We start from the raw sequence: 26,427 nt of genomic DNA on the forward strand, positions 1-26,427 counted from the left end.
CTTCTACCAGCGCCCGGGGGAGGTGGGATGACGGCGACCAGTGCGTTCTTCGAGCGGTTGACGGTCGCCGGCCAGGATCCGCGGTTCGAGAAGGTGTGCGGGAGCGTGCGGTTCGACATCCGCGACGGCGCTCAGCTGGAGCAGTGGCTCCTGGTGATCGATCACGGTCGGATGCGGGTGACCAGGAGCTCCGACCCCGCCACCACAGTCATCATGGTGTCCGCGCAGGTAGCGGAGGCGATGGCGCGCGGTGAGGTGAACGGCCTGGCGGCGATCACCCGAGGCGACATCATGGTCGACGGAGACCTCGGTCTGGCCCTGCGGCTCGGGCGGCTGTTCCCGCGGGAGCCCGGGCCGCTGCAGAGCGGCGGCCAGGCCAGTGGGACGTGACCGATGAGGGACATCCCGGGCACCGTGTCGTGTATCGACGGGAACACCTTCATGGTGTCCGACGCCAGCGGCGATGTGGAGTCGTCCCCCGCCACACCGGTCGGGCTGTTCGCCGCCGACACCCGCTTCCTGTCCCGCTGGATGCTGTTCGTCAACGGCGAGTGCATGACCGCGCTGTCGGTGGACGACAGCCAGTACTACGAGGTGACGTTCTTCGTGGTGCCGGGCGCGGCGGTCGACTACGTCCAGGCCGACGTGTCGGCCATCCGGCGCAGGCGCATCGGCCCGGACCTCACCGAATCGCTGACGATCTTCAACTACGGCGAGCGGGACACGGACCTCGACATCCGGCTGGAGGTGGCCGCCGACTTCGCCGACATCTTCGAGATCAAGTTCGACATCGGTGACAAGACCGGCACCAGTTACACCCACGTGGGCCCGGACGAGTTGCGCCTGGGCTACCGGCGCGGCACCTACCGACGTGAGGTCGTCGTGTCGGCGAGTGAGCCCGCCGAGTTCGACCCGGACGGCCTGCGGTTCACGATCCGCCTGGCCCCCGGCGAGCAGTGGTCGACGCGGTTGCAGGTCGCCATGCTGGCGCTGCGTCCGGACGGCGTCGACCTGCGCTCCGCGCTGCGGGCTCTGCGGCCCGACGACTCCACCCTGCCCACCAGCCTGCGGGCCTGGGTCGCGGCGGCCCCGACCCTGGACACCGAGAGCGCCGCGCTCCAGCAGGTGTACCACCGCAGCCTGGTCGACCTGGCGGCCCTGCGCTTCGCCCCGCTCTCGCTGAGTGGCGCGGCCGTGCCCGCCGCCGGGTTGCCCTGGTTCATGACCCTGTTCGGCCGCGACAGCCTGCTGACCTGCCTACAGACCCTGCCCATCACCCCGTCGTTGACCCCGCCGACGCTGCGGATCCTCGCCTCGCTCCAGGGTGTCCGCACCGACGACGTGCTGGAGGAGGATCCCGGCCGGATCCTGCACGAGCTGCGCTACGGGGAGTCGGCCGCGTTCGAGGAACAACCGCACTCCCCGTACTACGGCACGGTGGACGCGTCGCCGCTGTTCGTGGTGCTGCTCGACGAGTACGAACGGTGGAGCGGCGACACCGCCCTGGTCCGGGAGTTGGAGCAGGAGGCTCGCGCCGCCCTGGCGTGGATCGACAACTACGCGGACCTGACGTCCACCGGCTACATCTGGTACGAGCGGCGCAACCACGTCACCGGCCTGGAGAACCAGTGCTGGAAGGACTCCTGGGACAGCATCTCGTACGCCGACGGAAGAATGCCGGGCTTCCCGCGGGCCACCTGCGAAACCCAGGGGTACGCCTACGACGCCAAGATCCGCGGGGCCCGGCTGGCCCGTACCGTCTGGGGTGACCCTGATTTCGCCGACCGGCTGGAGCGGGAGGCGGCGGCGCTGTACGACCGGTTCAACCGGGACTTCTGGCTGGCCGACCGCGGCTACTACGCCCTGGCGCTCGACCACGACGGCACCCCCGTCGACAGTCTGTCGTCCAACATCGGGCACCTGCTGTGGAGCGGCATCGTGCCGCCGGAGCGGGCACCGCAGGTCGTCGACCACCTGATGGGTCGGGCGCTGTTCTCCGGGTGGGGTGTGCGGACCTTCGCCGAGGGTCAACGCCGCTACAACCCCCTCGGCTACCACAACGGCACGGTCTGGCCGTTCGACAACTCGTTCATCGCCTGGGGCCTGCGCCGCTACGGGTTCGCCAGCGAGGCGGCGCGCATCGCCGAGAGCATCCTGTCCGCCGCGACCTACTTCCAGGGCCGGCTCCCCGAGGCGTTCGGCGGGTTCGACCGCAACACCACCCGCTACCCGGTCCGGTACCCCACCGCCGGCAGCCCGCAGGCGTGGTCCAGCGGAGCGTCGATGCTGCTGATCCGTACCATGCTGGGCCTCAACCCGCACGAGGACCACCTGGCCGTGGATCCCGCGCTGCCCTCCATCTTCGGACGGGTCGCGCTGCTGGACGTTCCCGGCCGCTGGGGCAAGGCCGACGCCTTCGCCCGCCACCGCCCCGACCAACGGCAATAATCGGAGCAAGATTTATCTCCAAAAACTGTAATCACCCATTCGCCGGGGACACGCGCCCCGGCACCTCAGGCACTTAACAAAGAATTAAGGTTGCCCGACCGAAAAACTGTCATCTGGCACGGACACGACCGCAGCCAGGAGACTTGCCGGTCACCCTCCTTAATTCTTCGTCCGCAAGTTGTTGTCAGCCCTCGGCGCACCCATAATTCCTTTCGTCAAAAGATTTGTCGCCGACGCAAAGGAAAACACTGGTAATGCGGACTCCCCCCGCGCATGTCGCACCGGCGGACCGGGCGCGAAAGCGTCGCCGCCGCACCCGCATCTCGCTCTCCGTCGCCGTCGTGGCCGCACTGGGTGCCAGCGGCATCTACATCGCCGGCGCCCAGGCCGAAGAGGTCGCCGTGCCCGGCCGGGTCCAGGCCGAGGCCTTCGCGGCACACTCCGGGGCGCAGACCGAGGGCACCGGCGACGCCGACGGCGGCCGGAATGTCGGCTGGCTGGCCAGCGGCGACTGGCTGCGCTACGACGCCGTGTCGATCACCGGCGCCGACCTCACGGCCCGGGTCTCCTCGCAGAACGCCACCGGCGGCACGGTCGAGCTGCACCTCGCCGCGCCGGACGGTCAACTGCTTGCCACCTTCCCGATCGCGCAGACCGGCGGCTGGCAGAAGTGGACGACTGTCACGGCGCAGGCGTCCGGCGTGCCGGCCGGCCCGCAGACCGTCTTCGCTGTCATGAAAAGCACCTCGCCGTCGGACTTCGTGAACCTGAACTGGTTCACGTTCGGCCCCGCGGCGGGCTCGTCGCCGAGCGTGCCGGTGAGCGCCTCGGCGACGCCCACCGCCTCGCCCACGCCGAGGCCCACCCCGTCGGCGTCCGCCTCCACGTCCGTCCCGCCGGGCGCGCCGGCAGCCGGCTGGGTACCGGTCGACCAGGCCCGGTGGAGCAGGGAGTTGGCCGCCTTCGACGCCCTCACCCCGAAGGCGGTGCCGCCGGGGACCACCCGGGTTCCCGAGTTCCACACCGACTGCGAGGTCGCCAACTCGGCGCCGGACGACCCGATCGTCGTGCCCGCCCTGCCGGGCGCCTCGCACATGCACACCTTCTTCGGTCCGAAGATCGACTCCTTCACCACGACCGACAAGCTGCTCTCCGCGACGACCAACTGCAACGCCCCGGGTGACAACAGCGCCTACTGGACTCCGGAGTTGCGCAAGGACGGTCAGCCGGTCCCGATCAAGAGCATGCGCGTCTACTACGGCTCGCGGGTCAAGGACCCGTCGACCGTGAAGCCCTTCCCGCCGGGCCTGCGGGTCGTCGAAGGTGACGCCAAGCGGCAGGTGGACACCCCGAAGAACGCCGGTAGCAATCAGTTCTGGTGCGCCGGCAGCGCCGAGATCGGCCGCAGCGCCGACGGCAACTGGCCGGTCTGCGCCCCGGGCGGCAACCTGATCTTCCAACTGGTGTTCAAGGACTGCTGGGACGGCAAGAACATCGACTCACCCGACCACAAGTCGCACATGGGTGACCCGGTGAACGGTGTCTGCACCGGCAAGTACCCGGTGGCCGTGCCGGACCTGTCCTTCATGGTCAACTACCAGTCGCTGGGCGGTGACGGTCTCACGCTCTCCTCCGGCAAACCGTCGTCCATGCACGGCGACTTCATGAACGCCTGGGAGCCGGCACGCCTCGGCGCCCTGGTGAAGTCCTGCCTCAACCAGAACGCCAAGTGCGGCACCGAGGTCACGTTCGCCGGCGGCTGACCGGCGCACCCACACCGTTGCCACCGGACGACCCCCTCGCTCAGGCGAGGGGGTCGTCCGGCATCGTGGCCGGCTCGGGACAGGTGCGAATCTCTCCGAACCCGGTGCGGCGACTCCCGCCCCCCGTGCGGAGCGTACGGATGGATGTCGCCGTCAGCGCGACGACGCGGTCGTCGTCCCGTGACAGGTCCACCAGGGCGCGCTCGGCGGTGTCGCCGGGGATGTCCGCCAGCGCCTCGGTCAGCCGCCGACGCGCGGATGGTGCCAGGGTCCCCCGGGCGAGGCAGTCGACGAGGCTGGTCGCGATCCGTTCCGCCACCGCGGTTTCGCTCGCCAACGCGGCCAACACGTCGGCCGCCTCGGCGTCCCTCGTCTCCTCGACGACCATGTCGACAAGCGTCGGGATCGCGTCCACCACCCGCCGCGCCCCGAGCGCCAGCGCCGCGTACCTGCGGACCACGACGTCGGAGTTCGTGAGGGCGTCCCGCAGCACGTCGGTCGCCGCGTCGTGCGGGATCTCGGCGATGGTCTGGACGGCCCGCTCGCGTACCTCTGCCTGTGGTGCGCGTAGGCCGACCGCGAGCAGGGCCAGGCCGCTGTCCCCCGACTGTGCCAGCGCCCATCGCAGGGCTCCGGCGACGTTCGGGTCGCTCTCGTTCAGCGCCGCCTCGACGAGAGCCTCCACGGGCACCGGACCTCCGCCGACCGAGGACAGTGCCGCGCGCTGACGCCTGCCCGCGCTCGGTGAGCCCAGGGCCTGTAGGAGCGCGACGACCTGGAGGACGTCCTTCCAGTCGGCGGGGTCGGCGGCACCGATCCGACGCAGTCGGGTGAGCAGGTCCAGCTCATCCGCGATGCGCTGCCGTGTCCGCTGGATCAGGTCGTGGACGAGGTCGGAGGGGGTGAAGCCGGGATCGTCGAGCGCCCGCCGGACGTCACGTAGCGACAGGCCCAGGGACCGGAGGCTCTCGACCTGGAAGATCAGCCGGATGTCCTCGTCGGAGTACTCCCGGTAGCCAGCGCCGCTCCGGCCGGTCGGTCGGACCAGGCCGAGCGAGTCGTAGTGCCGGAGCATGCGGGCGCTGACCCCGGACCGGCGCGCCACGTCACCGATCAACACCTGCGCATCATCCCCGCTCGCCGATCGCGCCGAGGGCCACCACACGCTTCGCCTCCTCGATCGAGAACCCGACACCGGCATCCGGGTCCCGCGCCAGCCGTTCCGTCGCGATCGCGTGCGCGCGTACCTGCGGGTCAGGATCTGTCAGCGCGACGCGCAGGGTCGGCGTCAGCACCGCACCGAGCGCGACCAGCGCCCGGCTGAGGCTCAACCGCGTATCCCGCGGGCCACGCCCGAGCTGCGTCGCCAACACCTCGGCCAACTCCGGCTCGTCGGCCGGGGGCACGAGGACGACCGCCGCCCGCCAGGCGCTTCGCGCCACCTCGTCGTCCGGGTCGGTCAGAAGCGCCCGTGTCATCGCCGGCCAGGCCCGCCGATCGCCAATCTTGGACAACGTGTGCAACGCCTGGCTCCGGGCCTGCGCACGCTCCGAGCGGAGTTGGTCGGTGAGCTTCGGAACGGTCAGTGCGGGTGGGTGGCGGATCAGTGCCCAGGTGAGCATCTCGCGTACGGAGAACTCGGGCTCGATCGCGCATCGCTCGACGAGGGTGTCGACGAACCGCGGGTCCGGGGCTGTGCCGACCGCCAGCGCCGCGCGCAGCCGCACCGACGGGTCGCCGTGCTCCAGCGCCTGGAGCGCCCGCCTGGTGTTCGTGTCCTTCTCCGGTCCGGTCATCGAGACCACCTCCTCGATATCACTGAAGACCTTCGCACCGTGTCAAGGTCAAGGCGTCCGACGACGGGTGCCCCGGGCAACTTTCGTCGACCACGGTAGATCCATCTGTCGGCATCAACTGATAGGAAGGGGGCACAACCTAGCCTCCCGGGAGATCGTCTTGGCACGTGCACACCTGTCCCGTCGTTCGCTGCTGGCCGCCGGTGGCGCCGCCGCCGTCGCACTCGGTGCGGCAGCGAACCCGTCCGCTGCCGCCGCCGCACCGGCCGACAACCCGGTCGGTACGCCGGCCGAGGCGCTGCGTCGGCTCCAGGCCGGCAACCGACGGTTCACCACCGGCCACGGCCGGCACCCGCACCAGGGCCTCACCGACCTGCACCGACTCGCCGCCGGCCAGCACCCGTTCGCCGTCACCGTCGGCTGCGCGGACTCCCGGGTGGCGCCGGAGGTGCTCTTCGACCAGGGGCTCGGCGACCTGTTCGACAACCGGGTGGCCGGCAACATCGTCGACGACCTGCTGCTGGGCAGCGTCGAGTTCGCCGTGGAGGAGTTCGGCAGCCTGCTGATCGTCGTCCTCGGCCACGAACGCTGCGGCGCGATCACCGCCACCATCGACGCCATCCACAGTGGCGGTGCCGCACCCGGGCACATCGGCACCATCGTGGACGCCCTGCGTCCGATCGTCGAGCCGGTGCTGGACCAGCCCGGTGACCCGGTGGAGAACGGGGTCCGCGCCAACATCGCCGCCCAGGTGGCCGCGCTCTCGGCACGCAGCACGATCATCGCCGAAAAGGTGCACCAGGGCGCGTTGCGGGTCGTCGGCGCCCGTTACGACCTGGACACCGGGCGGGCTTCGCTGGTGGCCTGACGGCCGTACCCGCACGCACGGTGACGCCGGCCGGTCGACCGGCCGGCGTCACCGCTCGCGGCCGTGCGGGCCAGCACCGCCCGGCCGCGGCCGGGCCAGCCAGCATCGCCGGCCGCGGCCGGGCCGGCTGGCGGTCCCGTCAGCGCGGTAGCCGGGTGCGGCGGTAGTAGGACCAGCCGGCCAGCGGCAACGCGATCGCCCACGCCAGCAGCAGCGGAAGGCCGATCAGGACACCGGTCGGGGTGAAGATGTCCTGCTCGCTGGACTTCGACAGGTCGGCGGCGAACTGCCACGGCAGGGTCGCCGAGTAACCAATCATCAGCGCGGAGCCCAGCACCGTCGGCGTCAGCGGCACCCACGGTGGCACCCGGCGCCCGCGCAGCCACGGCACCCACCGGGGGAAGGTCACGCCCCACTCGCTGACGAGCCCCAACGCCAGGACGCCGCCGAGTCCGGCGAGGACGCACAGCAGGCCGAGATAGAACGCGCCGGCCGGCACACCCAGGAAACCCTCGACCGGGTGGTCCCCGACGCCGGGCCCGCGACCGTGGTACCACTCCTCGAACGGCTCGGCATTGGCGAACAGCGGGACACCGAGGATCCACGGCACGTGCAGCGGGATGAACCCCAGCACGGGCGCGATCCACGCCACCTGCCCGGCCCGGCGCGCCCAGGGCGGCGGCGTAACCGCGGCGGCGGGCCTGATCTGCGCAGGTGCTGGTCGAGTCACGGCGTTCCCCCGTAGTCGGCGGTGGTGTCGGCATTTCCGAGACCACCCTGCCCGGGCCGGCGTGACCCGCGAATCCCCCCGCGGAGGGAATCGCCTCCCCGTACGCGGGAGTGCCGCCGGGTGGCGCCGAGTTCGACACCGAAGGCGAGGCACTCGCCATGGCCAAGCGCCTGCTCGCCGCCGACGCGGGCGGCCAATGGCGCAAGCAGTCCGGCGACAGCCAGCCGCCACAGCACGCATAGCCCCCGGCTTGCGGTCCGCTGGCGCAAGCCCGCGGACCGCAAGCCAGGATCGTGGTCAGGAGCTACAGGTGTTGAGCATGCTCTGCAGGGCGGACTTCTCCGACGACTGCAGGGTCAGGCCCCAGTTGTACTTCACGGTGATCCACATCTTGCTGTAGGTGCACCGGTACGACGACAGAGGCGGCTGCCAGGTGGAGGGATCCTGGTCGCCCTTGGACTGGTTGACGTTGTCCGTCACCGCGATCAACTGGGGGCGGGTGAGGTCGTTGGCGAAGCTCTGGCGGCGGCTAGTCGTCCACGAGTTGGCACCCGAACGCCACGCCTCGGCGAGGGGCACGACATGATCGATGTCGACGTCGGAGGCCGCGGTCCAGGTGGCGCCGTCGTACGGGCTGTACCAGCGGCCCGAGGTGGCGGCGCAGGCGCTGTCGACGACGACGGAGGTGCCGTCACGTTTGAGGACCTGCTCGCGGGTGTTGCAGCTACCGCTGACCGTGATCCAGTGCGGGAACAGGTCCCGCGAGTAGCCGCTCGTTGAGCCCTGCGTCGCCACGGTCAGGGCGTTGAGCTGCGACTGCGCCGTCGCCTTCGACGGGATCCCGGGAGGTGTGGCGGACGCGGGCTGCGCGCTGACGCCGACCAAGGCGGCGACGGCGGCGAGAATGACTGCGCCGGCGTGGCGCGTGACGCGTGGAAAACGGGCAGAGACTCGGGTTACCCGCATAGGGGCCTCCTCGGCACTGGGTGGACGGCAACCGTCGCTGACGATCGTTGCCATCGAAGGACGTGTTGTGGAGGGGTAGGGAAGCAGCCGGGAAACTTTGAAGCGCTCTGCGGCTAACGTGCGGGCACGAGCCGGTCGGCTCATGAGAGTTCATGGCGGTGGGGCGAAACGACCGTCGCTCCACCGACGGCTCACACCCGGTTGTGTGTCCATGCCTGCACGGGTAGCCCGCTGCACCCGTACAGCTGGATGTTCGCGCCCGGCGACGGATTCCAGTCCTGGTCATCGAGGCACAGGTACGGGGCGATCCGGGGCACGATCTGCTGCAGGTTGCCGCCGAGCTGGACGACGCCCCACTGCTGCATGGGGCCATTCCAGCAGCCGTGCAGTTGCAACTGAGCGCCCGGGTACGCGTTGTTATACGGCAGGTCGAGGCAGCGAGGACTGCCGGCGGGGCTGTTGCCGTTGACGATGTAGAACCAGTCGACGCGGACGCTGTTGCCATTGTTCAGGTAGCTGTACGTGTAGTAGGTCGACTCGATGTAGTCGTAGCGCCACCGTTCCGGCGGCCCGCCGTAGCAGGTCCACTGCTGAATCCGGGCGCCGTCGTTGACGCTGCCGTAGGCGACATCGACGCAGTTTTGACTGTGTTGATTGACGACGGTGTAGGTATAGCCGGGCGATGCGGCGTTCGCGACGCCGGGCAAGATCCCGACGACCCCCGCTACGAGCAGCACGGCAGCGATCAATTTTCTCAACAGTTTGCCCTTTCCCTCTCATGGCACCTACGAACAGACCAAAGCGTGTTGCGTGCGTCAGGTGTCCGGCAACCGGTCCGGACGGATTGCCTTCGACAGGCGACAATTCGCTGGTCAGCCCTGCTACATTTCCGGTGTCAGCAGGTGTCCGGTGACGCCGGACACCCAGTGGATCGAGGGACGCTTGGACGAGACCACGGACCCGCGCGCCGAATTCGCCCGCAAACTGCAGGCACTGCGGCAGGCCGTAGGTCTTTCCGTACGGCAACTCGAGAGCGAGAGCGAGCACACTCCGCGGCGGCGGAACGAAGACGTGATCCGGCTCAAGCGAGCCACGATCGCCGGGATGACGAGCCAGGCCCGTCCGGTCCGTCCCGAGCTCGTGAATTTCGAAGTGTTCGTCGACACCTGTCTGCGGGTCGCGGCTGATAAGAAGATCGCCCTTCCACCCGATCTCGCCGGCCGCGCCCATTGGGATGAGGCATATCGCGAACTCCGTGATCAGCTCGACCGGAGCAAGCGCCGTTCCACGTCAGGTTCCGCGACAACAGTCGCCGCGGAACCTGAACCCTCCACCGCGAACCAGGCGGATCCCGAGCATCCGAGGCACGACCCGGCAGAACAGCGGAGGCGCGTCTTCACCCGACGGCGGATCATCACGGCCACGCCGGCCGTACTGCTCGTGGCCGCCGGAGGCATCGCGACGCCCCGCTGGCTCCGCGGGTCGAAGCCCGTGGGCGCCGGCACCACCGACGGCTACGACCCGGCCGGGAGGCTGCTCAGCGCGCCGACCGCCGTCGACAACCCCGTCTGGGCGACTGCAGTCGGCGTGCTGCTCGGCAAGCCCATCGCGGTTGTCGGGCGGGGTGACGGCACAGTGCAGGTGTGGGACCTGGCCGCGGGCACGGCGCGCAGCGGCCCCCTCCCGGGTCACGACAAACCCGTCTACTCCGTCGGGCTGCAAGGCCCGCTCGCTGTCTCGGCCAGCGCCGACGGCACGCTGCGGGCCTGGGACCTCACCCTCGACACTCCTCGGGGCGTCCGCATGGGCGACCCGCTCCCCGCCGGTGTCAACAGTGTCGCGCTCGGCAGCATCGATGGCAGGACCGTGGCTGTGTCCGGCGCCGACGACCGCACGGTGCGACTGTGGGATCCGGGCACACCCCGGCTGCCGGGAACGGTCGTCGGCGAGCCGCTCGAGTCGGAGGTGAAGAGCATCGCCGTAGGTGCCCTCAACGGTGTGCCGATTGCGCTGTCGGGCGGTGCCGACGGCACCATCCGGCTCTGGGATCTCCAGGCGCAGCGAGCGATCCGGCTGCTCGGCATGCACGCCGACGTCGTCGGGACCCTGGTGATCGGCCTGGCGAACGGTAAGACCATGGCCGTCTCAGGCAGCGAGGACGGTGAGGTACGGCTGTGGGACCTGACCCTGTCCAAGCCGTCGGGCACAACCCTCGGCCGGATTCGCAACGCGGTCAAGACGGTCGCCATCGGCACGATCAGCGGCCGGACCGTCGCCATCTCCGGGAACGACGACAACACCATCAGGATCTGGGACCTGGCTACCGGCGCCCCCTTCGGCGGCGGCCTCACCGGCCCGGAGCGCGGCGCTGAGGCAATCTCGATCGGCACGGTCGAGGGCAGGACCGTGGCCGTCTCCGGGCACTGGGACGGCACGATCTGGACGTGGAACCTGTGACGTGAGCAGGTGTCACTGCCGCTGTCAGGCTCAGGTCGACAGCCTTTGCAACGCGCTGCTGCAGGTACGGACGCACGAAAGTCTGCGGACAGCATTCGAGGCGCTCTCTCCTGACGCCCAAACCGCTTTGGCTGAAGGCAAAGCGTTGACCAACTGGGTGGTCGTCAAAAGCGGAGGGGAACCGTCCTCCTGAAGGCTGAGGAGCCGTCAGGCGTCGTATCGGAAGTGTGCCGGCGGACCGCCCTCCGGGCAGGCCGGGCGGGGCGTGTGCACACACTCGATCCAGTGGTCGCCGCCTGCGGGCACCTGGTAGGTCCGGGGTCCGGGTGCCGCGGTCGTGACAAAGCTCCGACCCCGGTTGGTCACCTCGACCCGCTTTCGTTTCCCAGCGACCACCAGGTCGAGTTCGAGAGTCCACTCCACCGTGCCGGTGGTGAACGCGGTCAGGTCGAACACCTCGGTCTCGCCCTTGGCGAGGGTGAACCCGAACAGTGGCCTGCGCCCCTCAATCAGGGTGCGGTAGCGGGCGGTCGGCTGGGGAGCGTCCAGGTCCATCTCGACGTCCCGTGGTTCGGCGGCTCCCTGCTGGCCGCCGCAGCGCAGCTGCACACCGGCCGGTTCCGGAGTTTGGCTGCGCCGGATCACGCGGGCACGCAGGTTGTCGATCAGCACCCCCTGGTCGCCGGCGCCCTGCACGACGACGCGCACCCGGCTCACCTGGTGATCGACCGCACCGAGGGCGCGCGCCCAGTCGATCAGCGTCGCGCAGCCCACCGGTGGATCATCGGAGGGCTGGGCGTCCTTCGGCAGCACCATGGCGAACTCAGCGGTGCCCCAGGTGTCCACAGTGGCCGGATTCGCCACGACGTGTACCGCGACGACCTGCGGGTCCACCTGATCAACCCACCTGGGCACATAGATGCTCGCGAGGGCGGCTACCGCGGTGGCCAGCACGAACCACCAGGCCCGATGTAACGATCCCAGCACTCGACGCAGCCGCGGTACAGGCTGATCGCCGCCCGGTTTGTCCTGGTCCGCTGCCGGACGCCCGCCCCGGACCACCTTCTTCCGGTCCGGACCGCTGGTGCCGCGCCGCCGTTTCGGTTTGCCGCCGCTCACGACCCGGACCCCTGCCACGAACCCGCCAGCTTGCCGTCCGGGACCGACCACACGTGACCGTGCTCCGGGCCGGCCAGCAGCCAGCCGCCGTCTTCGGTGAACTCCAGCTCGGTGGGGTTCACGGCCGGTTTGGCTCCAGAGGCCACGGCCGGCACCTTCCAGTGTCCCACCTCCTGGGGAGGGCCCGGATCCCAGAGCGCCACTTCGTCGTTCAGGGTCAGGAATGCCACGTGCCGAGCCTGCCGGTCCACTGTGCTGGTCAGGGTGCTACCGCAGGCGCAGGGCCGCCACTGGAATGTCTGCCCGTCCGGCACCCAAACCAGGAAGCCTTCTTGACCGGCGATCACCACCCGCTTTCCGCCGTTGACCACGGCCAGCCCTGCTACGCCCAAGATGACACCCGGATCACTCGGGACCTCGATGCTCGGCGGAGGCGGCGAGACGATCTCACGGCGACTGTGCAGATCGTGAAGCCAGTAGCGACTGTTGTCCCGTTCATCGAACAGTTCGACCACCAGATGGCCACTGTCGGCCGAAAAGCGTAAGTTGCCGGCGCGCGGCCGGGGTTCGCCGCCCGGCCGCTCCACCTCCTCGGGCACGGGCAGCGCCGTGGGGTCCTTCGTGGTGAAGTCGTAGAGGACCACCGAGTCCGGTAGTCCGACCGCGAGGTATCGCCCGTCGGGAGAGAAGTCCATGCTGATCCAGGCGTCTGCGGCGCCGGTGCTGAACCGGTCGAACTCGGCACCGTCGGCGGTGGAGACAACCACCCAGTCGCCGGCCAGCCGTGCCTGATACTTCCCGTCCCGGGTGAGCTGGGCGCCGGCAAGCCTCCGACGGGCCAGGTCGAACTCAGGACCGGGCGGCGCCGCGCTGCTGACCGTCGGCTCGACGATCTGATCGGTGCCGTCCAGTCGGGTCGGCTCCGGTTCGGTGGTGCAACCGGCAAGCAGCAGACTCACCAGTCCGGCGAACATGGCCCGCGTTGGCCAGGCTCTCGCCGGCGCCCGGCAAGCCGACGGTGCCGCGCGCGGGGGATGACGCCGACCCGCCGGCGCGCCGACCCGCTCGGACAGCCGGAGCGGTTGGCGCGGGTCGCACACCGCCGCCGATTGCCACAGCACCAGTGCGCCCCCATCGATCCACTATGGCCACTCGTTTTGCTCAGGCATCCTATCCTCGGGCGGCGATTCGCCCGGATGGCAGAATACTGACAGTTCGCTGCTCGAGAGCGTTTCGCATGTCTGCCAGTCGGGTGGGTTGAAGGTACGGCGTTCTTGGCGGGCAGCGGGTCCGCCTCGGGTGAGGAGGCCGAGCATGCCGGCGATGGCGGCCCAGCGGATCATGCGCATCGATCAGGTCAGACGGGTACCGCCGGGCTCGATCCATGCCCGTCTACTTGCCGCGCCCAGCCCATCGATCGCACCCACTGTGCGACCCACCCGGCCAGCACACATCCCAAACGCGCTCTCAGGGTGCAGCCATGGTTGATCGGCGTCAGGTGATGAACTTCCGCGTCCAGGCCCAACAGCTCGACCGGGACCACGGGACGCTCGCCGACACCGCCGTCCTGGACCTCGGCGTGCAGAACACCGGCCCGGACGGCGCCCGGTGGGCGCTGGCGGTGCGCGGGGTCGACGTGACGACGCTGTCCGACGGGGAAGTGATCCTGCTGTGGACCGTGCGCGGCGCACCCCACCTCTACCGCCGGGCCGATGTGGCGAAGGTGGTGGCGGCGGTCGAACCCTTCTCCGACGCCGACGCGGGCAAGCGCATCTACGACGCGTCCAAGCCATTGAAGGCCGCCGGCATCGGCAACCTCGCGGCCCTCGACGAGGTGGCCGCCCGGATGCGGGCAGTCGTCACCACACCAACGGTCAAGGGAGAGGTCTCCGGGCGACTGGCCACGCTGCTGCCCGAGCCGTACCTGCGGTTCTGCCGGGCCTGCGACGCGACGCACCTCTACGAGATGCCGTTCCGGCTCGCCGCCGCGCGGGCCGGACTGGAGTTGCAGCTCGACACCTCACCGCCGGTCCTGCGGCGCATCACCGGGTTCGCGAAGGCAGCCGCACCGGGCGACCGATTCGACCTCATCCGCGCCTACCTTCGTCTGCTCGGCCCGGCCACCCCGAAACACGTCGCCGACTATCTCGACGCCTCCGTGCGGGACGTGCAGGCGCGCTGGCCCGACGACGTGATCGAGGTGCCGGTCGACGGCGAGGTGCGCTCGCTGCTGGCCGCCGACGAGCAGGCCCTGGTCTCGGCCGCTGGCGCGGGGACCCGGCTGCTCGGCCCGTTCGACCTGTTCCTGCAGGCCAAGGACCGGGCGACGCTGGTGCCGGACGCCGCTCGGGCGAAGGAGTTGTGGCCGACGCTGGGTCGTCCCGGTGCCGTCCTGGTCGACGGCGACCTGGTCGGCACCTGGCGTCCCCGCAAATCCGGCCGGACGTTCACGGTCACCGTCCAGCCCTGGCACCGGTTCTCCGCCGCCACGCGTACGGCCGTCACCGCGCAGGCCGAACGCCTCGCCGCGCACCGGCGCGTGCCCCTCGGCGGCGTCGACTTCGGCAGCTAGCCAGCGGCCGGGCGGCTACTCCACCGTCCAGGCGATGGCCGGAGGGTGGACCCGAGCGCACACCGGGCCGCCGGTCGCGTCGGTCAGGCCGACCCGGCCGACCAGGACCCCGCTGCCCTCGTGCGCGGCGCGCAGCAGGGTGGTCGGGATGTCGGTGAACATCAGCTTCGCCCGGCGGAACATGGCGAAGCCGTCGACGCCCACCGCACCCCAGCTCAGATAGAGAAAGCGCGCGCCGGGACGCCCGTGCACCCACGGACCGCCGACGTCGAGCATCCCGTCGACCTCCCGGCTGGACACCTCGAAGCCCCAGGTCGCCGTCGCCGCGTCGGCCGGCACCTGGTCGACCACGTCGGCCTTGCGCTGAATCCCCACGTGCACGTTGCCGAGCCGCAGCGCGTCGGCCTGCGCGCCGGCGCGCCGCCCGGGGAGGTCGCTGCCGTCGATCCGGATCCGCATGCCCGCGACTCTAGGCCTGTGTCAGTGGTCGCGATCCGTTGAGCCCGAAGCGGGCGGATTCGCGCGGTCGTAGGCCTCCTGCGCCACCGACACGTCGCCGAGGTGGGTGATCGACCACTCCTCCAGGGCGCGCAGCGGCCCCCGCAGGGTGCGGCCCGCCTCGGTGAGCGTGTACTCCACGCGGACCGGAACCTCCGGGTAGACGGTGCGGCGCACGAGACCGTCGCGTTCGAGCCCGCGGAGGGTCTGGGTGAGCATCTTCTGCGAGACGCCCTCGACGCGTCGGCGCACCTCGGAGAAACGGACACTGCCGTCCCAGAGGGCGCCCACGATGAGCACCGTCCAACGGTCGCCGATGCGATCCAGGATGCGGCGAGTCGGGCAGTCCGCGCGGTAGGGGTTGCCCCGCAGCACCGACTCAGCCCCGGGGGTGGTTACCACAAAGTGCCTTCTTCCCGTTGGAGAGTTGCACTCGTACGGTAATCGCAACGCGTCGCCCGACGCCACCCCATCTCCTGGAAGGGCACCTCGTGTCTCGCATCACCGTCATCGGCGGCACCGGCTACGCCGGTTCGGCCATCGTCGCGGAGGCCGCCGCTCGTGGTCACCAGGTCACCTCGCTGAGCCGCTCGGCCCCCACGACGCCCGTCCCGAACGTGACCTACCGCCACGGCGACGCCACCGACGAGGCAACCCTCTCGGCGGCCGTCGAGGGCGCGGACGTCGTCGTGGCCGCACTCGCCCCGCGCGGCCCGCTGGCCGGCGTCTTCCGCGACGTCTACCGGGCCGTCGCCCGTCTGGCCGACGCCGCCGGCGTACCCCTGTTCGTCGTCGGCGGCTACTCGTCGCTGCGCCCGGCGCCCGGGGCGGACCGCTTCGTCGCCGACCTCAGCCACGTTCCGGCGGAACTCCACGACGAGATCCGCGCCGGGGCGGCGCTCATCATCGAGGACCTTCCGGCCACGCCCGCGACGCTCGACTGGGTCTTCGTGAGCCCGGCGCTCAGGTTCGGCGCATGGATGCCCAGCGAGCGACTCGGCCGTTACCGGCTCGGCGACGATGTCGCGGTCGCGCCCGAGGACGGCGGCGCGATCTCCGCCGCGGACTACGCGCTCGGGTTCGTCGACCTCATCGAGAAGGGCGAGCACCACCGGGCTCAGGTCAACCTCGGCAACTGAGGACGAGGTCAGCAGCAGCCGTCCCCCGGCCGGCGGGAACGCCCGATCTCCCGCCGGCCGGGGGGCACGGCGTGGAACACTGCGACGTGCCCTCGGTCGGTGTGCCCCCTGCTGATGCGGCGACGGGAGGCGCGTCGGCGTCCCGCGTGCGGAAGGGGCGGGGATGCAGCCAACCTGGCTCCTGACGCTCTCCTGGGTCTCGCTCGCGTTCGGGTTCCTCAGCTGCGCGATCGTCGTCGCCGACACCTATCTTCGCGGACACCGTCAGCCGGTCCGGGTCATGGAGATCGTCTGGCTGGTGACGGTCCTCTACGTCGGCCCGGCAGCCGTCCGCCTCTACTGGAACTGGGGCAGGCCGGAGGCGTTCGCCCAGCGGCGGCGGGAGGGCCAGCCGCGACGGCCGCGCCGGGGCATCGTCGTCACCCACGTGTCCCGCTGCGGCGCCCACTGCGCTCTCGGTTTCGTCGTCGCCGAGGTCGCCCTGTACGTCGTCAGGTCCGACCCGGCTCAGGAGACCCTGTGGGTCGACTACGCCGGGGACTACCTGGCGGCGGTGGCGATAGCCGTCCTCTTCCGGTACGTCGGCGCGCCCGGTCGCAGCGTCCGGAAGATCTGGCACGCGATCTCCACGGTCGCCAGGGTCGAACTGCTGACCATCACCGTCTTCGAGGTGACGCTGTTCGTATGGCTGACGCTCGCGCATCGCGTGGTCTTTCCCGAGCCACCCCTGCGAGCCGACAGCCCGCTCTTCTGGTTCGCCGGCCAGTTGGGCCTGATCGCCGGCTTCGTCGCGGCGTGGCCCACCGCCTCCTGGCAGTTCGGCCGGGGGTGGAGACTCGAACCGCGCCGACTCCCCTACGACTAACGAATCGTCGCCAGCCGCGCATCCCTGTCCGCGCGCCCGCGCCCATGATCGACTCCGCTTTCAGGAAGTCGGGGTGTCCGCGCTACCGGGACGCCCCGACTTCCGGGAACCACCGTAGGGTCGTCGCGGGTGACCCGCCGGAGACGAGGGGAACGATGATGGATTCCGCTGCGCGACGCCTGGCCACCGCGGTCGCCGCACTGTCGGCCCTGGTGTCGTTGGCGGCGTGCGGCACCGACGACGCCCCCGAGGCGCGCACCACACCGAGCACCGAGGTGACGCTGTCCCCGACGCCAGCCGCCGCGCAGGAGTTCCAGCGGCTGGAGCAGACGTTCGGCGCGCGCCTGGGGGTCTACGCCGTCGACACGGGCACCGGCCGCACGGTGGCACACCGCCCTGACGAACGATTCGCGTACGCCTCGACGTGGAAGGCCTTGGCCGCCGCCGAGGTGCTCGACGACACCACGGACGCCGAGCTCAACCGGGTGGTGCGCTACTCGGCTGGGGAGTTGGTGGCCCACTCCCCGATCACCGAGAAGCACGTCGCCGAGGGCCTGAGCCTGCGTGCCCTCGGCGACGCCGCCGTGCGCCACAGCGACAACACCGCCGGCAACCTGCTGCTGCGTCACCTCGGCGGCCCGCAGGGGTTCGAGACGAAGCTGCGTGCCCGAGGTGACACGGTCACCGACGCCACCCGCTACGAGACCGCGCTCAACGAGGCGACGCCCGGCGATCGGCGGGACACCAGCACCGCGCGGGCCCTGGCGGGCGACCTGCGCGCGTACACCCTGGGCGACGCCCTGCCGCCCGCGGACGGCGACGTCCTGCGCGGCTGGCTGCGCGACAACACCACCGGGGCGACGCTGATCCGCGCGGGCGTGCCCGCCGGATGGGTGGTCGGGGACAAGACCGGGACCGGAGGGTACGGCACCCGCAACGACATCGCCGTGCTCTGGCCGCCCGACCGGGCCCCGATCGTGCTCGCCGTGTTGACCAACCGCGCCACGAAGGACGCCACTCCCGACGACGCTCTTCTCGCGCAGGCCACCAGGGTGGTCGTCGCCCACCTCTGAGCGGCTGCCTGGTGGCCGCGTCGTGCCGGCGCGGGGATCGCCGTCCGGGCGCGGAGGCCGCGTGCCTATTCGGTGCCGTCGGCCGGCAGACGCTCGGGCAGCCCGAGCCGCGGGAACTGGTCGTCGTGGAACGTGACGATCTCGGTGATCGCACCGCCGGTGACGCGCAGGACGTCGAGGGTCAACGGCAGGTACGCGCCCTCGTCCGCGCGCCACAGGTAGAACGCGACGGCCGGCTGCCGGTTCACCGAGGTCGCGACGCCGCGCAGGCCCCGCATGCCCTCGAACCCGTCCTCGACCCAACTCCTCACCACCGCGTCGCGCCCGACGGACAGGCCCGGGGTCGGCGGCATCGAGCAGCGGACGTCGTCGCGCAGCATCGCGGCAAGCACGTCGATGTCCGTGGCCACGGCGGCGTCGGTGAAGCGGCGCACCAACTCTCGCGTACCGGCGTCGCCCTCCCCACCGGTCCAGTCCTGCCGCTCGGCCGGCAGGTGCTCCCGCATCCCGGCACGGGCCCGCTGCAACGCGCTGTTCACCGAGTTGACGGAGTCCCCGAGAAGATCCGCGACGTCCTTCGCCGGCCACCCGAGCACGTCGCGCAGGATCAGCGCGGCCCGCGGGCGCGGCGCGAGGTGCTGCACCGCGACGACGTACGCCAACTCGATCGTCTCCCGCGCCACGGCGAGCGCCTCCGGCTCGTCCGCGCCACCCGCCGGCACCTCGTCGAGCAACCAATCCGGGTACGGCTGCAACCACCGCACCTCACCCCCGGTCGCGGGCTCCGGGCGGTGCTTGGCGAGCAGGTCCAGGGAGACGTTCGTGGCGATCCGGTACAACCAGGCCCGCAACGACGACCGCCCCTCGAAGGTCTCCCGCCGCCGCCACGCCCGCAGCAACGTCTCCTGCACCGCGTCCTCGGCGTCCTCGAACGACCCGAGCATCCGGTAGCAGTGCACGTGCAGCTCCCGCCGGTGCCGATCCGCCAACCCCGCGAACGTCAGCTCGTCGACCTCGCCCAACCCGTCCAGCCGCGTGTCCGCACTCATCACGTCATCCTTCCGTCTCGTCACGTCCCAGGTATGACGGGCGCGGGCGCGAAAACTCATCACCGGCGTCGGTCGCGGTGCTCTGCCGGCCCGCTCCGGCCGTTGCGCCGCGGTGGCACCATCGGTGCGGTGAACGTTCGTCGGCTGGCGGCCATCGACATGTACGGCAGCCGGGGCACCACCCGTCGACGCTGGATCATCCTGGCCGAGTTCCTCGTCGGCGTGGTCGTCATGGTGACGTGGGGTGTCTGGCTGCTGGCGTCGACGGACGGCCTCGGCACCCGAGCACTGGGCCTGTGGCTGACCGGCGCGGGCCTCAACTACGCCCCGCTGTCCGCGTCCGCGATCGCGCTGATGCGCCCCGGCGCCCTGGACGCCGAACTGGCCGGCGCGTCCATCGACGGGGAGTTGCGCCGGTACACAGTCCTTCAGCTCTGGGTGTTCATCCCGCTCTCGCTCGTCGTGCTCGCCATCCGCGACGTGCTCGCCGGGCGGCGGGCACGGGGGTGACGGCTGTCGCCCAGCCCTGACGAGCAGAGCGCACCTCCCGTCCCACCCCCCGTGGACCGGTGCCGTGCGATACGGTCAGTTCGTGGTTCCGGTGGAGGCGGTCGCGGCTTCGTACGCCCGGTGGATCACGCCTCCGCTGCCGTTGTACGGCAACGACCACGAACGGTCCGACTTCGCTCCCTGATCCGCGCTGGCAGTTGCCCGTGGGTCCGTTCGATTCCTTTCCTCGCGCCGGGAGCGATGTCTCATGTCTTCATCCGGTATCCGGGTGGTCCTGCGTGCCCCGCAGGTGCTCTGGGTTCTGCTCGCCGCCCAGGTGGGTCGGCTGCCGTCGGCCTCCGGGCCGCTCGCCCTCCTGCTGTTCGCGCGGGAGTCGTTCAGCCTGGCCGCGGCCGGGTTGCTCGTCGCCGCGTACACCGCCGGGGTGGCGGTGGGAACGCCCCTGCTCGCCCGAGCGGTGGACCGTTGGCGTCAGCCACCGGTGCTGGGCATCTCGGCGGTCATGTCCGGCGTCGGGTTCGGCTTCGTGGCCACCGGTGCCTTCGGCGCGACAGGTGCCGCCGTCGGTGCCGTGGTCGCCGGGCTCGGCGCTCCCCCGCTGGAGGCCTGCCTTCGCTCGCTGTGGCCGGATCTGCTGCCCCCGGCGGCGGTGCCGGCCGCGTACGCGCTGGATGTCGCCGTACAGGAGGTGATTTTCGTGGTGGGCCCGCTCACCACGCTCCTCGCGGTGGCGCTCGGCGGGCCGGTCGCCGGGTTGGTCGTGGCCGCGCTGCTCCAACTCGCCGGGACCGCCGCGTTCCTCCGCGCTCCCGCCGTGCGGGCCTGGCGCGGGGTTCCGGCGGCGCGGCACTGGGCCGGTCCGCTGCGGGTGCCCCGGTTCGCGGCGCTGCTGGCCGGGGTGGTCGGCGCGGGGATGGCGGTCGGCGGCATCACGGTGGCGATCACCGCCTACGCGGAGGAGGCCGGCGACCGGCACCTGGCCGGCTGGCTGCTCGCCGTGCAGGCAACCGGTGCCCTGATCGGCGGCCTGCTCTACACCCGGGCCCGGCCCGCCGGAGCGTGGCGGCTGCCGCTGCTCACCGCCGGGTTGACCCTCGGCTATGTGCCGCTGCTGCTGACACCGCGCCCCACCCTGATGGCGGTGTTGCTGGCGGTCAGCGGTCTGGCCCTACCGCCGACGCTGACCGCCATCTTCCTCCTGGTGGATCAGCTCGCGGCGCCGGGCACCGTGGCCGAGGCGTTCGCCTGGGTCGCCACCGCGTTCACCATCGGCAGTGCCGCCGGCTCGGCGGTCACCGGTCTGGTGGTGGCGAACAGCGTCCGTCACGGCCTGGCCCTCGCCCCCGTTGCCGCGCTGCTCAGCACCATCGTCATGGTGGCCGTCGCCAGAAACACGAACCGCCCGAATGTCGCCACCGCCGACCACCACGACCCGCACCTAAGGCCTGTTTCATAAGAACTGGCCGCCCTTATGAAACAGGCCTTAACGCAACAGCGCTGAGACCATCGTGATCAGAGGGTCACACTGACTCCGGCCGCCTTGCACGCGGCGCTGACGTCCTTGCCGGCCTTCAGGAAGGCCGGGTTGTCGGCAGCGGACCCCGGGTCGGCGGCCGCCGCGGCCTTGGCCGCCTCGGCGCCGAACGGCTTGAGGGCCGTGGCCACCTTGCTGTCTCCGCCGGCCGAGGCCAGGGCGGTAGCCTTCGTGCCCAACTCGGTCAGGATCTTCTTGAAGTCCGCCGCCGTCGGCTCACCAGCCGTGACGATCTTCAACAGCTCGGCCCTCATCTCGTCGCTGGCCTTCTTCACCGACGTGCAGAGTTCCTTGTCGCTCGTGGCGCCGGCCGCGGCTGGCGACGCCGGTGCGGCGGTCGGGGAGGCCGCCGCTGAGGTCGCGGCGGCGGACGTGCTGGCAGACGGCGTCGATCCGGCGTTCGTCGCCGGTTCCGCGTCACCGCAGGCGGTCAGCGCGGTGGCAGTGGCAAGGATCAACAGCACGGAAGCAATTCGAGAGTGATTCACGGACGCGGACACTAATCGACGGGTAAGACATGATCAATTCGCACGGGACGATTCCGGCTATCACCGCACTTCTGCGCGTGGCGCGCCACCCCACTACGCGCGGGCGGGCGCCTGCCGTCGGCGGCGCCGCTTGAGCAGCTCGCGGATGACGACTCGAAGCGCGCCCAGGGTGAGCGCCAGCCCGCCGGCCGCCGGCAGAAACTCCAGGCCGCCTCGGGTCACCCACAACCGGCCTTCCAGCGGGGCATCCGGCGAATAGATCACCTTGACCCTGTCACCGTCGCGGTCGAGGGAGCCGCTGGGGGTGACCCGGAAGCTGGTGGCGACCTGCCGTCCGTCGGCGATGGCGTACTGGAACTCGTACCACGTTCCCTTGCGCTTCTCGCTGCGGGCCGACGGATGGGAACCGGTAAGCGTGCCCGTCGTGGTCACCTCCCTCGGTGAGCCGCGGTCGTCCCAGATGAAGGTGACGCCGATACCGGTCGCCAGGATTCCGACCAGGACGACCGTCAGTGCGGCCCGCAGCGACGAGACGCCTGAGGTGTCCCCGCGAAAGTCAGACATGGCCGAGAGAATAGCCACGGGCCACAAGCGACTGGTGGGCCGGCGCGATATGAGATGGCCAGCCGGCCGCGGGTGGTCTACCGTGGCCCGCCGTGCTCTTCAACGATCAGATAATCGGACAGGCCCTGGACCGGATCGAGGCAGGGTACGTCTTTCCCGAGAAGGTCGCGGACATCGACGCCGCGATCCGGCGTCGTCTCGCGGCAGGCGAGTACGCCGACCTGGACGGGCCGGCGCTCTGCGCGACGGTGACCGCGCACCTCCAGCAGGTGTGCCCGGACAGGCATCTGCGGCTGCTGTGGGCAGACCAGCCGCAGTCGCTCGATCCGGCGGACGCCGACGGCGGGCGGGCCGCGTTCCTCACGCTGCTCCGGGCCGAGAACCAGGGCATCCGTCGGGTCGAGCACCTGGCCGGCAACGTCGGGCTCATCGACGTGCGGCGCATCGCGTACGCCGACGAGGGCGCCGCCGCGATCGGCGCGGCCATGCAACTGGTCGCCCTCAGCGCCGTGCTCATCCTGGACCTACGCGCCTGCTCCGGCGGAGCACCCGAGGGCGCCGCGATGTGGTGCAGCTACTTCTTCCCCGACGATCAGGTGCACCTCAACGACTTCTACGAACGGTCCACCGGCGCCACCCGCCAGTTCTGGACGACCGCGCACCTTCCCGCGCCGCGCTACCCGGACCGCCCGGTCTACGTACTCACCAGCGCGATGACGTTCTCCGGCGGCGAGGACGTGGCGTACACCCTGCAGGCGCACGGTCGGGCTGTCGTCGTCGGTGAGACGACACGTGGCGGCGCGCATCCGACGGCCCGCCATCCGGTCACCGAACACATCCTCGTGACCGTGCCGACCGCGCGGACCATCAACAGCGTCACCGGCACCAACTGGGAGGGTGTCGGCGTGCTCCCCGACGTGCCCGTCCCGGCAGAGCAGGCACTGGACACGGCGCTGAAGGCCATCTCGGCCCCATAGACAGATTGGCGCGGCGGCATCCGGTGACGCCGCCGCGCCTCACCCGGGCTGCTGGATGGTGCGCACGATCCGGGCGAAGCCCTCCTGGCCGTGGCCGGCGTCGACCTGGTGGCGGATGAGGCGTTGCACCATGGCGACCACGTCCGTGCTGATGCCCTGGTCCCGGCTGGCGGCGAGAATGTCGCCGAGATCGGAGAACTCCAGGCTCTGCTGCCCCGGCACGGTGTAGTCGCCGCCGTCGACGACCGTCGCGAACCTCGGGAAGGCACCGGTCATGGCGGACAGCCAGGGTGCGGCCAGCGCGGCGAACTCCGTGGCGCTCACGCCGGACGGCGCGACCATGGCGACGCCGTGGAGGAATCCGGCGAACATGACGTACATGCCGGCGAGCAGGGCCAGGTCGTACAGCGACGCCAGGCCGGGGTCCGCGCCGAAGTAGGTGCTGGTCCCCCATGTGTCGAGCAGCGGCCGGTACGTGTCGAACGCGGCGGCGGACCCGCTGTAGAGGATCGACGAGCCGGGCTGGCCGATCATGGCGGGGACGGCCATGATGCCACCGTCGAGGTACGTCACGCCGACATCGGCGGCCCACGCGGCCAGCTCGCGCGCCTGCTCCGGCGTCGTCGTCGTCACGTTGACCAGGGTCCGGCCGGCCAGGTCGCCGGCCAGCGGGTCGAGCACCTCGTGGACGGACGCGTGGTCCAGCAGGCAGACGACGACCAGTTGGCCGGCGCGGACCGCCTCGGCGGCCGTGCTGGCCGGGATCGCGCCCTGGGCGACGAGCGCGCTCGCCCTGTCGGCCGAGCGGTTCCAGACCGTTGGCGGGTGGCCGGCCCGCACCAGGGCAGCCGCCAGGGCGCTGCCCATCGCCCCCAGCCCGAGGACGCTCACCGGAAGGTCGTGCCGTGTGTCCATGCTTCTGATCCCCTCGTGATGTCGGTCGAGGAAATCCTTTCCGCTGCCGATAGGGTTGACCAGTACCGACAATGTAGTGCGGTACTTACCTTCTGGTAAGTCCACCCTGGAGGGCTGATGGCGGCGGCAGCGCGAAGCGGTCCGTATTTCTGCGGCATCGACGCGGCGATGGACGTCGTCAGCGGCAAGTGGAAGTCGCTGATCCTCTGGGAGCTGCACCACCACGGGGTTCGTCGGTTCGCCGAGCTGCGGCGGGGCCTTCCGGGCGTCAGCGAGAAGATGCTGATCCAGCATCTGCGCGAGATGGAGGAGGACGGGCTCGTGCACCGCGAGGTCTACCGCGAGGTGCCGCCGAAGGTCGAATACTCACTGACCGACGACGGGGTCTCCCTCAACGCCGCGCTGGCCCCGCTTGGCGCGTGGGGCACCGACCGCATCCGACGAATCGGCGCCGACAAGATCCCGATCAAACCCTAGCCACGAAAGCCCTGGTAGACCCGCCAACAGCCCCAGCCGATGGCGGCGAAGCAGGCGATCCGCACCGCGAGCAGAATCGGCAGGCCCCACCGGCCCTGATCGACGAGCCAGTCGCGCAGCCCCCAGAAGAGCGCGGTGAACACGACAGCGGCCACCACCACGACGACCAGGCCGGTCACCACCCGCACCCAGTGGCGGATCCGCACAGCCCGGGCAACGTCGCGGTCGCCGTCGCCCCCTGCCATGCCGGTCAGCCTAGGTCCGGCACACAACGTCCGCTCCCCCTCCCCGCATCGCTGACAATGAGGTCGAATCCCGTCAGCCTCACGATCACCCAGTGCCGGGCAGGTCGGTTGCGGGGCATGGATACGCTTCGTTGTCACGGGGTGACCGGTGCAGCAGCCAGTGACGAGGAGCAGCCGATGACACCTCGACCGTGTACGGACGGCACGATCCAGCACCTGTCCGTGGATCTCGACGACGAGGCCGGCGGGGACGGCGGCCAGACGGGTCTCACGCTGTGTTCGACTCCGCAGCGTCCGGTCTGGGGCAGTGACCAGTGGGCGATCGACATCGCCTACGAGATGCATCGCAGTGACAGTCGCGTGGACATCGCCGCGTTGCCGCCGTGCGTGGAGTGTGGGCGGGTGGCGCAGTTGCTGGCCGACCCGGACACGGCGCCGCCGCTACACCGGAGGACTCCCCGGCCGGAGGTCGCCTCCGGGTTCACCGGCGAGGAGATCCGCGGCATCCTGCGCACCGACATCGCCACCGGCGCCTCGCTCGGCCGGCGGGCCGCCGTACATCTGCTGACCTTCACCACGGTCCCGGACCAGCCGGGCTTCGGTGACCTCGTGCGGATCCTGGATCTGCCGTGGGACATGGGTGACACCGTGCGGATGGGGCAGGTCACCGACTGGGCGGCGGTGGTCGACTTCGCGGCGGCCGCCGACGTGCCGGACCGGGACCGGCAGTTGGTCGCCGTGGCCGCGAGCCTCGCCGGTGGGCCGCCGGTCGGCCTCGACGCCGCCGTCAGCTTCGTCGACGATCCCACCGCGGCCCGGCGGGTGATCGAGGCGATCGTGATCGCCACAGGTCACGGCGACCGGTGGCAGCTCACCGAGAGCCCGGCCCCGAGCGCCCACGCCTGACCGGGGGTCACCGGCAGCGTCGCGCCCACACCGAGCCTCAGCTGGGCGGCGACGGACACTCCAGGACCGCGATCGAGTTTCCGGCGAGCAACCCCAGGTGCGGGTGCCCGGAGAAGATCTGCACCGCCTCGTCGTGCGAGGCCGCTTCCACGATGGTGTACGCGGTCAGGGCGTCGGTGAAGTCCTCGACGCCCCGTGCCGTGACCAGCTTCTTCGCGTTCAGGGGAGCACCGGGGTCGACGATGGCCTTCTCGTTGGCCTGCGCCCAGGCCGCCCACGCGTGGCGAAACTCGGCCTGCCGCTGGTCGCTGAGGTCGACCCTGTCGGCCTCACCAGCCGCGCCGTTGAAGAGCGCAAAAAGGGCCTGTTTCACAAGGGCGGTCGAGCCGAGGCGGAGTCCGGGCGGCGATCCGGCAAGGCGCGGTTTCGTCCGGATACCGGTGTCGTATCCGGACGAAACCGCAACGC

Annotated in this window: 29 protein-coding genes; 14 read left to right on the top strand and 15 right to left on the bottom strand. The window is 70.8% G+C overall.

Translation table 11 applies throughout. The annotated features are described in order from the left end of the window. Nucleotides 1-27 precede the first annotated feature (27 nt). The 3 genes from AB0B57_RS24815 to AB0B57_RS24825 all read left to right on the top strand — a co-directional run bounded on the left by AB0B57_RS24815 (nt 28) and on the right by AB0B57_RS24825 (nt 4,211). On the top strand, nt 28-390 hold the full coding sequence (locus AB0B57_RS24815; RefSeq protein ID WP_357074296.1) for an SCP2 sterol-binding domain-containing protein: 363 nt from the start codon (nt 28-30) through the stop codon (nt 388-390). A gap of 12 nt (nt 391-402) precedes the next feature. Then, complete coding sequence (locus tag AB0B57_RS24820; RefSeq protein WP_357074397.1) at nt 403-2,448, top strand: glycogen debranching N-terminal domain-containing protein; 2,046 nt, start codon at nt 403-405, stop codon at nt 2,446-2,448. 254 nt (nt 2,449-2,702) lie between these two features. Further along, a complete protein-coding gene (locus tag AB0B57_RS24825; RefSeq protein WP_357074299.1) occupies nt 2,703-4,211 on the top strand; it encodes a DUF1996 domain-containing protein in 1,509 nt (502 codons plus the stop codon). Nucleotides 4,212-4,251: 40 nt separating this feature from the next. Here the strand turns inward: AB0B57_RS24825 and AB0B57_RS24830 are convergent, their stop codons facing one another. Next, complete coding sequence (locus tag AB0B57_RS24830; RefSeq protein ID WP_357074302.1) at nt 4,252-5,331, bottom strand: MerR family transcriptional regulator; 1,080 nt, start codon at nt 5,329-5,331, stop codon at nt 4,252-4,254. 7 nt (nt 5,332-5,338) lie between these two features. Next, nucleotides 5,339-6,007: a HEAT repeat domain-containing protein gene (locus AB0B57_RS24835; protein ID WP_357074305.1), complete on the bottom strand. Its 669-nt coding sequence runs from the start codon at nt 6,005-6,007 to the stop codon at nt 5,339-5,341. 160 nt (nt 6,008-6,167) lie between these two features. On the opposite strand from AB0B57_RS24835, the gene AB0B57_RS24840 reads away from it, so the two are divergent. Then, nucleotides 6,168-6,875: a carbonic anhydrase gene (locus tag AB0B57_RS24840; RefSeq protein ID WP_357074308.1), complete on the top strand. Its 708-nt coding sequence runs from the start codon at nt 6,168-6,170 to the stop codon at nt 6,873-6,875. A 139-nt stretch (nt 6,876-7,014) separates the two neighbouring features. Here the strand turns inward: AB0B57_RS24840 and AB0B57_RS24845 are convergent, their stop codons facing one another. The 3 genes from AB0B57_RS24845 to AB0B57_RS24855 form a co-directional block, all read right to left on the bottom strand. Then, the gene (locus AB0B57_RS24845; RefSeq protein WP_357074311.1) at nt 7,015-7,605 is read right to left on the bottom strand and encodes a hypothetical protein; all 591 of its coding nucleotides are present in this window, start codon (nt 7,603-7,605) and stop codon (nt 7,015-7,017) included. 297 nt (nt 7,606-7,902) lie between these two features. Beyond that, a complete protein-coding gene (locus AB0B57_RS24850; RefSeq protein ID WP_357074314.1) occupies nt 7,903-8,571 on the bottom strand; it encodes an HNH endonuclease family protein in 669 nt (222 codons plus the stop codon). A gap of 191 nt (nt 8,572-8,762) precedes the next feature. Beyond that, nucleotides 8,763-9,329 (bottom strand): RICIN domain-containing protein, encoded by a 567-nt coding sequence (locus AB0B57_RS24855; RefSeq protein WP_357074317.1) that lies wholly within the window; start codon nt 9,327-9,329, stop codon nt 8,763-8,765. Nucleotides 9,330-9,480: 151 nt separating this feature from the next. On the opposite strand from AB0B57_RS24855, the gene AB0B57_RS24860 reads away from it, so the two are divergent. Then, nucleotides 9,481-11,028, top strand: coding sequence for a WD40 repeat domain-containing protein (locus tag AB0B57_RS24860; RefSeq protein ID WP_357074320.1), 1,548 nt, complete (start codon nt 9,481-9,483; stop codon nt 11,026-11,028). Nucleotides 11,029-11,235: 207 nt separating this feature from the next. Here the strand turns inward: AB0B57_RS24860 and AB0B57_RS24865 are convergent, their stop codons facing one another. Then, nucleotides 11,236-12,015, bottom strand: coding sequence for a hypothetical protein (locus AB0B57_RS24865; RefSeq protein WP_357074322.1), 780 nt, complete (start codon nt 12,013-12,015; stop codon nt 11,236-11,238). A gap of 128 nt (nt 12,016-12,143) precedes the next feature. Continuing rightward, entirely contained in the window at nt 12,144-13,106 is a 963-nt protein-coding gene (locus AB0B57_RS24870) for a hypothetical protein (RefSeq protein WP_357074325.1), read from the bottom strand. Between the two features lie 521 nt (nt 13,107-13,627). On the opposite strand from AB0B57_RS24870, the gene AB0B57_RS24875 reads away from it, so the two are divergent. Continuing rightward, entirely contained in the window at nt 13,628-14,719 is a 1,092-nt protein-coding gene (locus tag AB0B57_RS24875) for a winged helix DNA-binding domain-containing protein (protein ID WP_357074328.1), read from the top strand. A gap of 15 nt (nt 14,720-14,734) precedes the next feature. Here AB0B57_RS24875 and AB0B57_RS24880 read toward each other — a convergent pair whose 3' ends face one another. Continuing rightward, nucleotides 14,735-15,178 (bottom strand): DUF5990 family protein, encoded by a 444-nt coding sequence (locus tag AB0B57_RS24880; RefSeq protein WP_357074331.1) that lies wholly within the window; start codon nt 15,176-15,178, stop codon nt 14,735-14,737. Between the two features lie 21 nt (nt 15,179-15,199). Further along, nucleotides 15,200-15,619: a helix-turn-helix domain-containing protein gene (locus AB0B57_RS24885; RefSeq protein WP_357074334.1), complete on the bottom strand. Its 420-nt coding sequence runs from the start codon at nt 15,617-15,619 to the stop codon at nt 15,200-15,202. 89 nt (nt 15,620-15,708) lie between these two features. Between AB0B57_RS24885 and AB0B57_RS24890 the strand changes: the two genes are divergently transcribed. From AB0B57_RS24890 to bla, 3 genes are all read left to right on the top strand, one after another. Then, entirely contained in the window at nt 15,709-16,356 is a 648-nt protein-coding gene (locus AB0B57_RS24890) for an NAD(P)H-binding protein (protein ID WP_357074337.1), read from the top strand. Nucleotides 16,357-16,519: 163 nt separating this feature from the next. Then, nucleotides 16,520-17,221, top strand: a complete 702-nt coding sequence (locus AB0B57_RS24895) for a DUF4396 domain-containing protein (RefSeq protein WP_357074340.1) — start codon at nt 16,520-16,522, stop codon at nt 17,219-17,221. Nucleotides 17,222-17,379: 158 nt separating this feature from the next. Further along, the gene (bla, locus tag AB0B57_RS24900) at nt 17,380-18,294 is read left to right on the top strand and encodes a class A beta-lactamase (protein WP_357074399.1); all 915 of its coding nucleotides are present in this window, start codon (nt 17,380-17,382) and stop codon (nt 18,292-18,294) included. Between the two features lie 65 nt (nt 18,295-18,359). Here bla and AB0B57_RS24905 read toward each other — a convergent pair whose 3' ends face one another. Beyond that, nucleotides 18,360-19,343, bottom strand: coding sequence for an RNA polymerase subunit sigma-70 (locus tag AB0B57_RS24905; protein ID WP_357074343.1), 984 nt, complete (start codon nt 19,341-19,343; stop codon nt 18,360-18,362). A gap of 129 nt (nt 19,344-19,472) precedes the next feature. Between AB0B57_RS24905 and AB0B57_RS24910 the strand changes: the two genes are divergently transcribed. Together AB0B57_RS24910 and AB0B57_RS24915 are read left to right on the top strand one after the other, a co-directional pair. After that, nucleotides 19,473-19,853, top strand: a complete 381-nt coding sequence (locus tag AB0B57_RS24910) for a hypothetical protein (RefSeq protein ID WP_357074346.1) — start codon at nt 19,473-19,475, stop codon at nt 19,851-19,853. Between the two features lie 247 nt (nt 19,854-20,100). Beyond that, nucleotides 20,101-21,309 (top strand): MFS transporter, encoded by a 1,209-nt coding sequence (locus tag AB0B57_RS24915; RefSeq protein ID WP_357074349.1) that lies wholly within the window; start codon nt 20,101-20,103, stop codon nt 21,307-21,309. A gap of 56 nt (nt 21,310-21,365) precedes the next feature. Here the strand turns inward: AB0B57_RS24915 and AB0B57_RS24920 are convergent, their stop codons facing one another. Further along, complete coding sequence (locus AB0B57_RS24920; protein ID WP_357074352.1) at nt 21,366-21,875, bottom strand: hypothetical protein; 510 nt, start codon at nt 21,873-21,875, stop codon at nt 21,366-21,368. 93 nt (nt 21,876-21,968) lie between these two features. Then, nucleotides 21,969-22,439 carry a DUF3592 domain-containing protein gene (locus tag AB0B57_RS24925; protein ID WP_357074355.1) on the bottom strand — a complete coding sequence of 157 codons (471 nt, stop codon included), beginning with the start codon at nt 22,437-22,439 and terminating at the stop codon, nt 21,969-21,971. Between the two features lie 92 nt (nt 22,440-22,531). Here AB0B57_RS24925 and AB0B57_RS24930 point away from each other — a divergent pair, with 92 nt between their 5' ends. Continuing rightward, nucleotides 22,532-23,416, top strand: coding sequence for a S41 family peptidase (locus tag AB0B57_RS24930; protein ID WP_357074358.1), 885 nt, complete (start codon nt 22,532-22,534; stop codon nt 23,414-23,416). A 39-nt stretch (nt 23,417-23,455) separates the two neighbouring features. On the opposite strand, the gene AB0B57_RS24935 is transcribed toward AB0B57_RS24930, so the two are convergent. Continuing rightward, on the bottom strand, nt 23,456-24,331 hold the full coding sequence (locus AB0B57_RS24935) for an NAD(P)-binding domain-containing protein (RefSeq protein ID WP_357074360.1): 876 nt from the start codon (nt 24,329-24,331) through the stop codon (nt 23,456-23,458). Between the two features lie 117 nt (nt 24,332-24,448). Here AB0B57_RS24935 and AB0B57_RS24940 point away from each other — a divergent pair, with 117 nt between their 5' ends. Next, nucleotides 24,449-24,808: a helix-turn-helix domain-containing protein gene (locus tag AB0B57_RS24940; RefSeq protein ID WP_357074363.1), complete on the top strand. Its 360-nt coding sequence runs from the start codon at nt 24,449-24,451 to the stop codon at nt 24,806-24,808. On the opposite strand, the gene AB0B57_RS24945 is transcribed toward AB0B57_RS24940, so the two are convergent. Beyond that, on the bottom strand, nt 24,805-25,053 hold the full coding sequence (locus AB0B57_RS24945) for a hypothetical protein (RefSeq protein WP_357074366.1): 249 nt from the start codon (nt 25,051-25,053) through the stop codon (nt 24,805-24,807). The genes AB0B57_RS24940 and AB0B57_RS24945 overlap by 4 nt on opposite strands. Nucleotides 25,054-25,230: 177 nt before the next feature. Here AB0B57_RS24945 and AB0B57_RS24950 point away from each other — a divergent pair, with 177 nt between their 5' ends. Then, complete coding sequence (locus AB0B57_RS24950; RefSeq protein WP_357074369.1) at nt 25,231-25,959, top strand: hypothetical protein; 729 nt, start codon at nt 25,231-25,233, stop codon at nt 25,957-25,959. 37 nt (nt 25,960-25,996) lie between these two features. On the opposite strand, the gene AB0B57_RS24955 is transcribed toward AB0B57_RS24950, so the two are convergent. Beyond that, the coding region (locus AB0B57_RS24955; protein ID WP_357074371.1) for a hypothetical protein at nt 25,997-26,427 on the bottom strand (431 nt) is incomplete at its 5' end.

Source organism: Micromonospora sp. NPDC049101, assembly GCF_040648675.1.
Taxonomy (GTDB): Bacteria; Actinomycetota; Actinomycetes; order Mycobacteriales; family Micromonosporaceae; genus Micromonospora.

Excerpts from the sequence above, each read along its gene's own strand:
- AB0B57_RS24850 (WP_357074314.1), bottom strand. The coding sequence starts at position 8,571 with ATGCGGGTAACCCGAGTCTCTGCCCGTTTTCCACGCGTCACGCGCCAC.
- AB0B57_RS24935 (WP_357074360.1), bottom strand. The coding sequence starts at position 24,331 with ATGGACACACGGCACGACCTTCCGGTGAGCGTCCTCGGGCTGGGGGCG.
- AB0B57_RS24815 (WP_357074296.1), top strand. The coding sequence starts at position 28 with ATGACGGCGACCAGTGCGTTCTTCGAGCGGTTGACGGTCGCCGGCCAG.
- AB0B57_RS24950 (WP_357074369.1), top strand. The coding sequence starts at position 25,231 with ATGACACCTCGACCGTGTACGGACGGCACGATCCAGCACCTGTCCGTG.
- AB0B57_RS24925 (WP_357074355.1), bottom strand. The coding sequence starts at position 22,439 with ATGTCTGACTTTCGCGGGGACACCTCAGGCGTCTCGTCGCTGCGGGCC.
- AB0B57_RS24940 (WP_357074363.1), top strand. The coding sequence starts at position 24,449 with ATGGCGGCGGCAGCGCGAAGCGGTCCGTATTTCTGCGGCATCGACGCG.
- AB0B57_RS24895 (WP_357074340.1), top strand. The coding sequence starts at position 16,520 with ATGCAGCCAACCTGGCTCCTGACGCTCTCCTGGGTCTCGCTCGCGTTC.
- bla (WP_357074399.1), top strand. The coding sequence starts at position 17,380 with ATGGATTCCGCTGCGCGACGCCTGGCCACCGCGGTCGCCGCACTGTCG.
- AB0B57_RS24875 (WP_357074328.1), top strand. The coding sequence starts at position 13,628 with ATGGTTGATCGGCGTCAGGTGATGAACTTCCGCGTCCAGGCCCAACAG.
- AB0B57_RS24835 (WP_357074305.1), bottom strand. The coding sequence starts at position 6,007 with ATGACCGGACCGGAGAAGGACACGAACACCAGGCGGGCGCTCCAGGCG.
- AB0B57_RS24825 (WP_357074299.1), top strand. The coding sequence starts at position 2,703 with ATGCGGACTCCCCCCGCGCATGTCGCACCGGCGGACCGGGCGCGAAAG.
- AB0B57_RS24880 (WP_357074331.1), bottom strand. The coding sequence starts at position 15,178 with ATGCGGATCCGGATCGACGGCAGCGACCTCCCCGGGCGGCGCGCCGGC.
- AB0B57_RS24915 (WP_357074349.1), top strand. The coding sequence starts at position 20,101 with ATGTCTTCATCCGGTATCCGGGTGGTCCTGCGTGCCCCGCAGGTGCTC.
- AB0B57_RS24945 (WP_357074366.1), bottom strand. The coding sequence starts at position 25,053 with ATGGCAGGGGGCGACGGCGACCGCGACGTTGCCCGGGCTGTGCGGATC.
- AB0B57_RS24905 (WP_357074343.1), bottom strand. The coding sequence starts at position 19,343 with ATGAGTGCGGACACGCGGCTGGACGGGTTGGGCGAGGTCGACGAGCTG.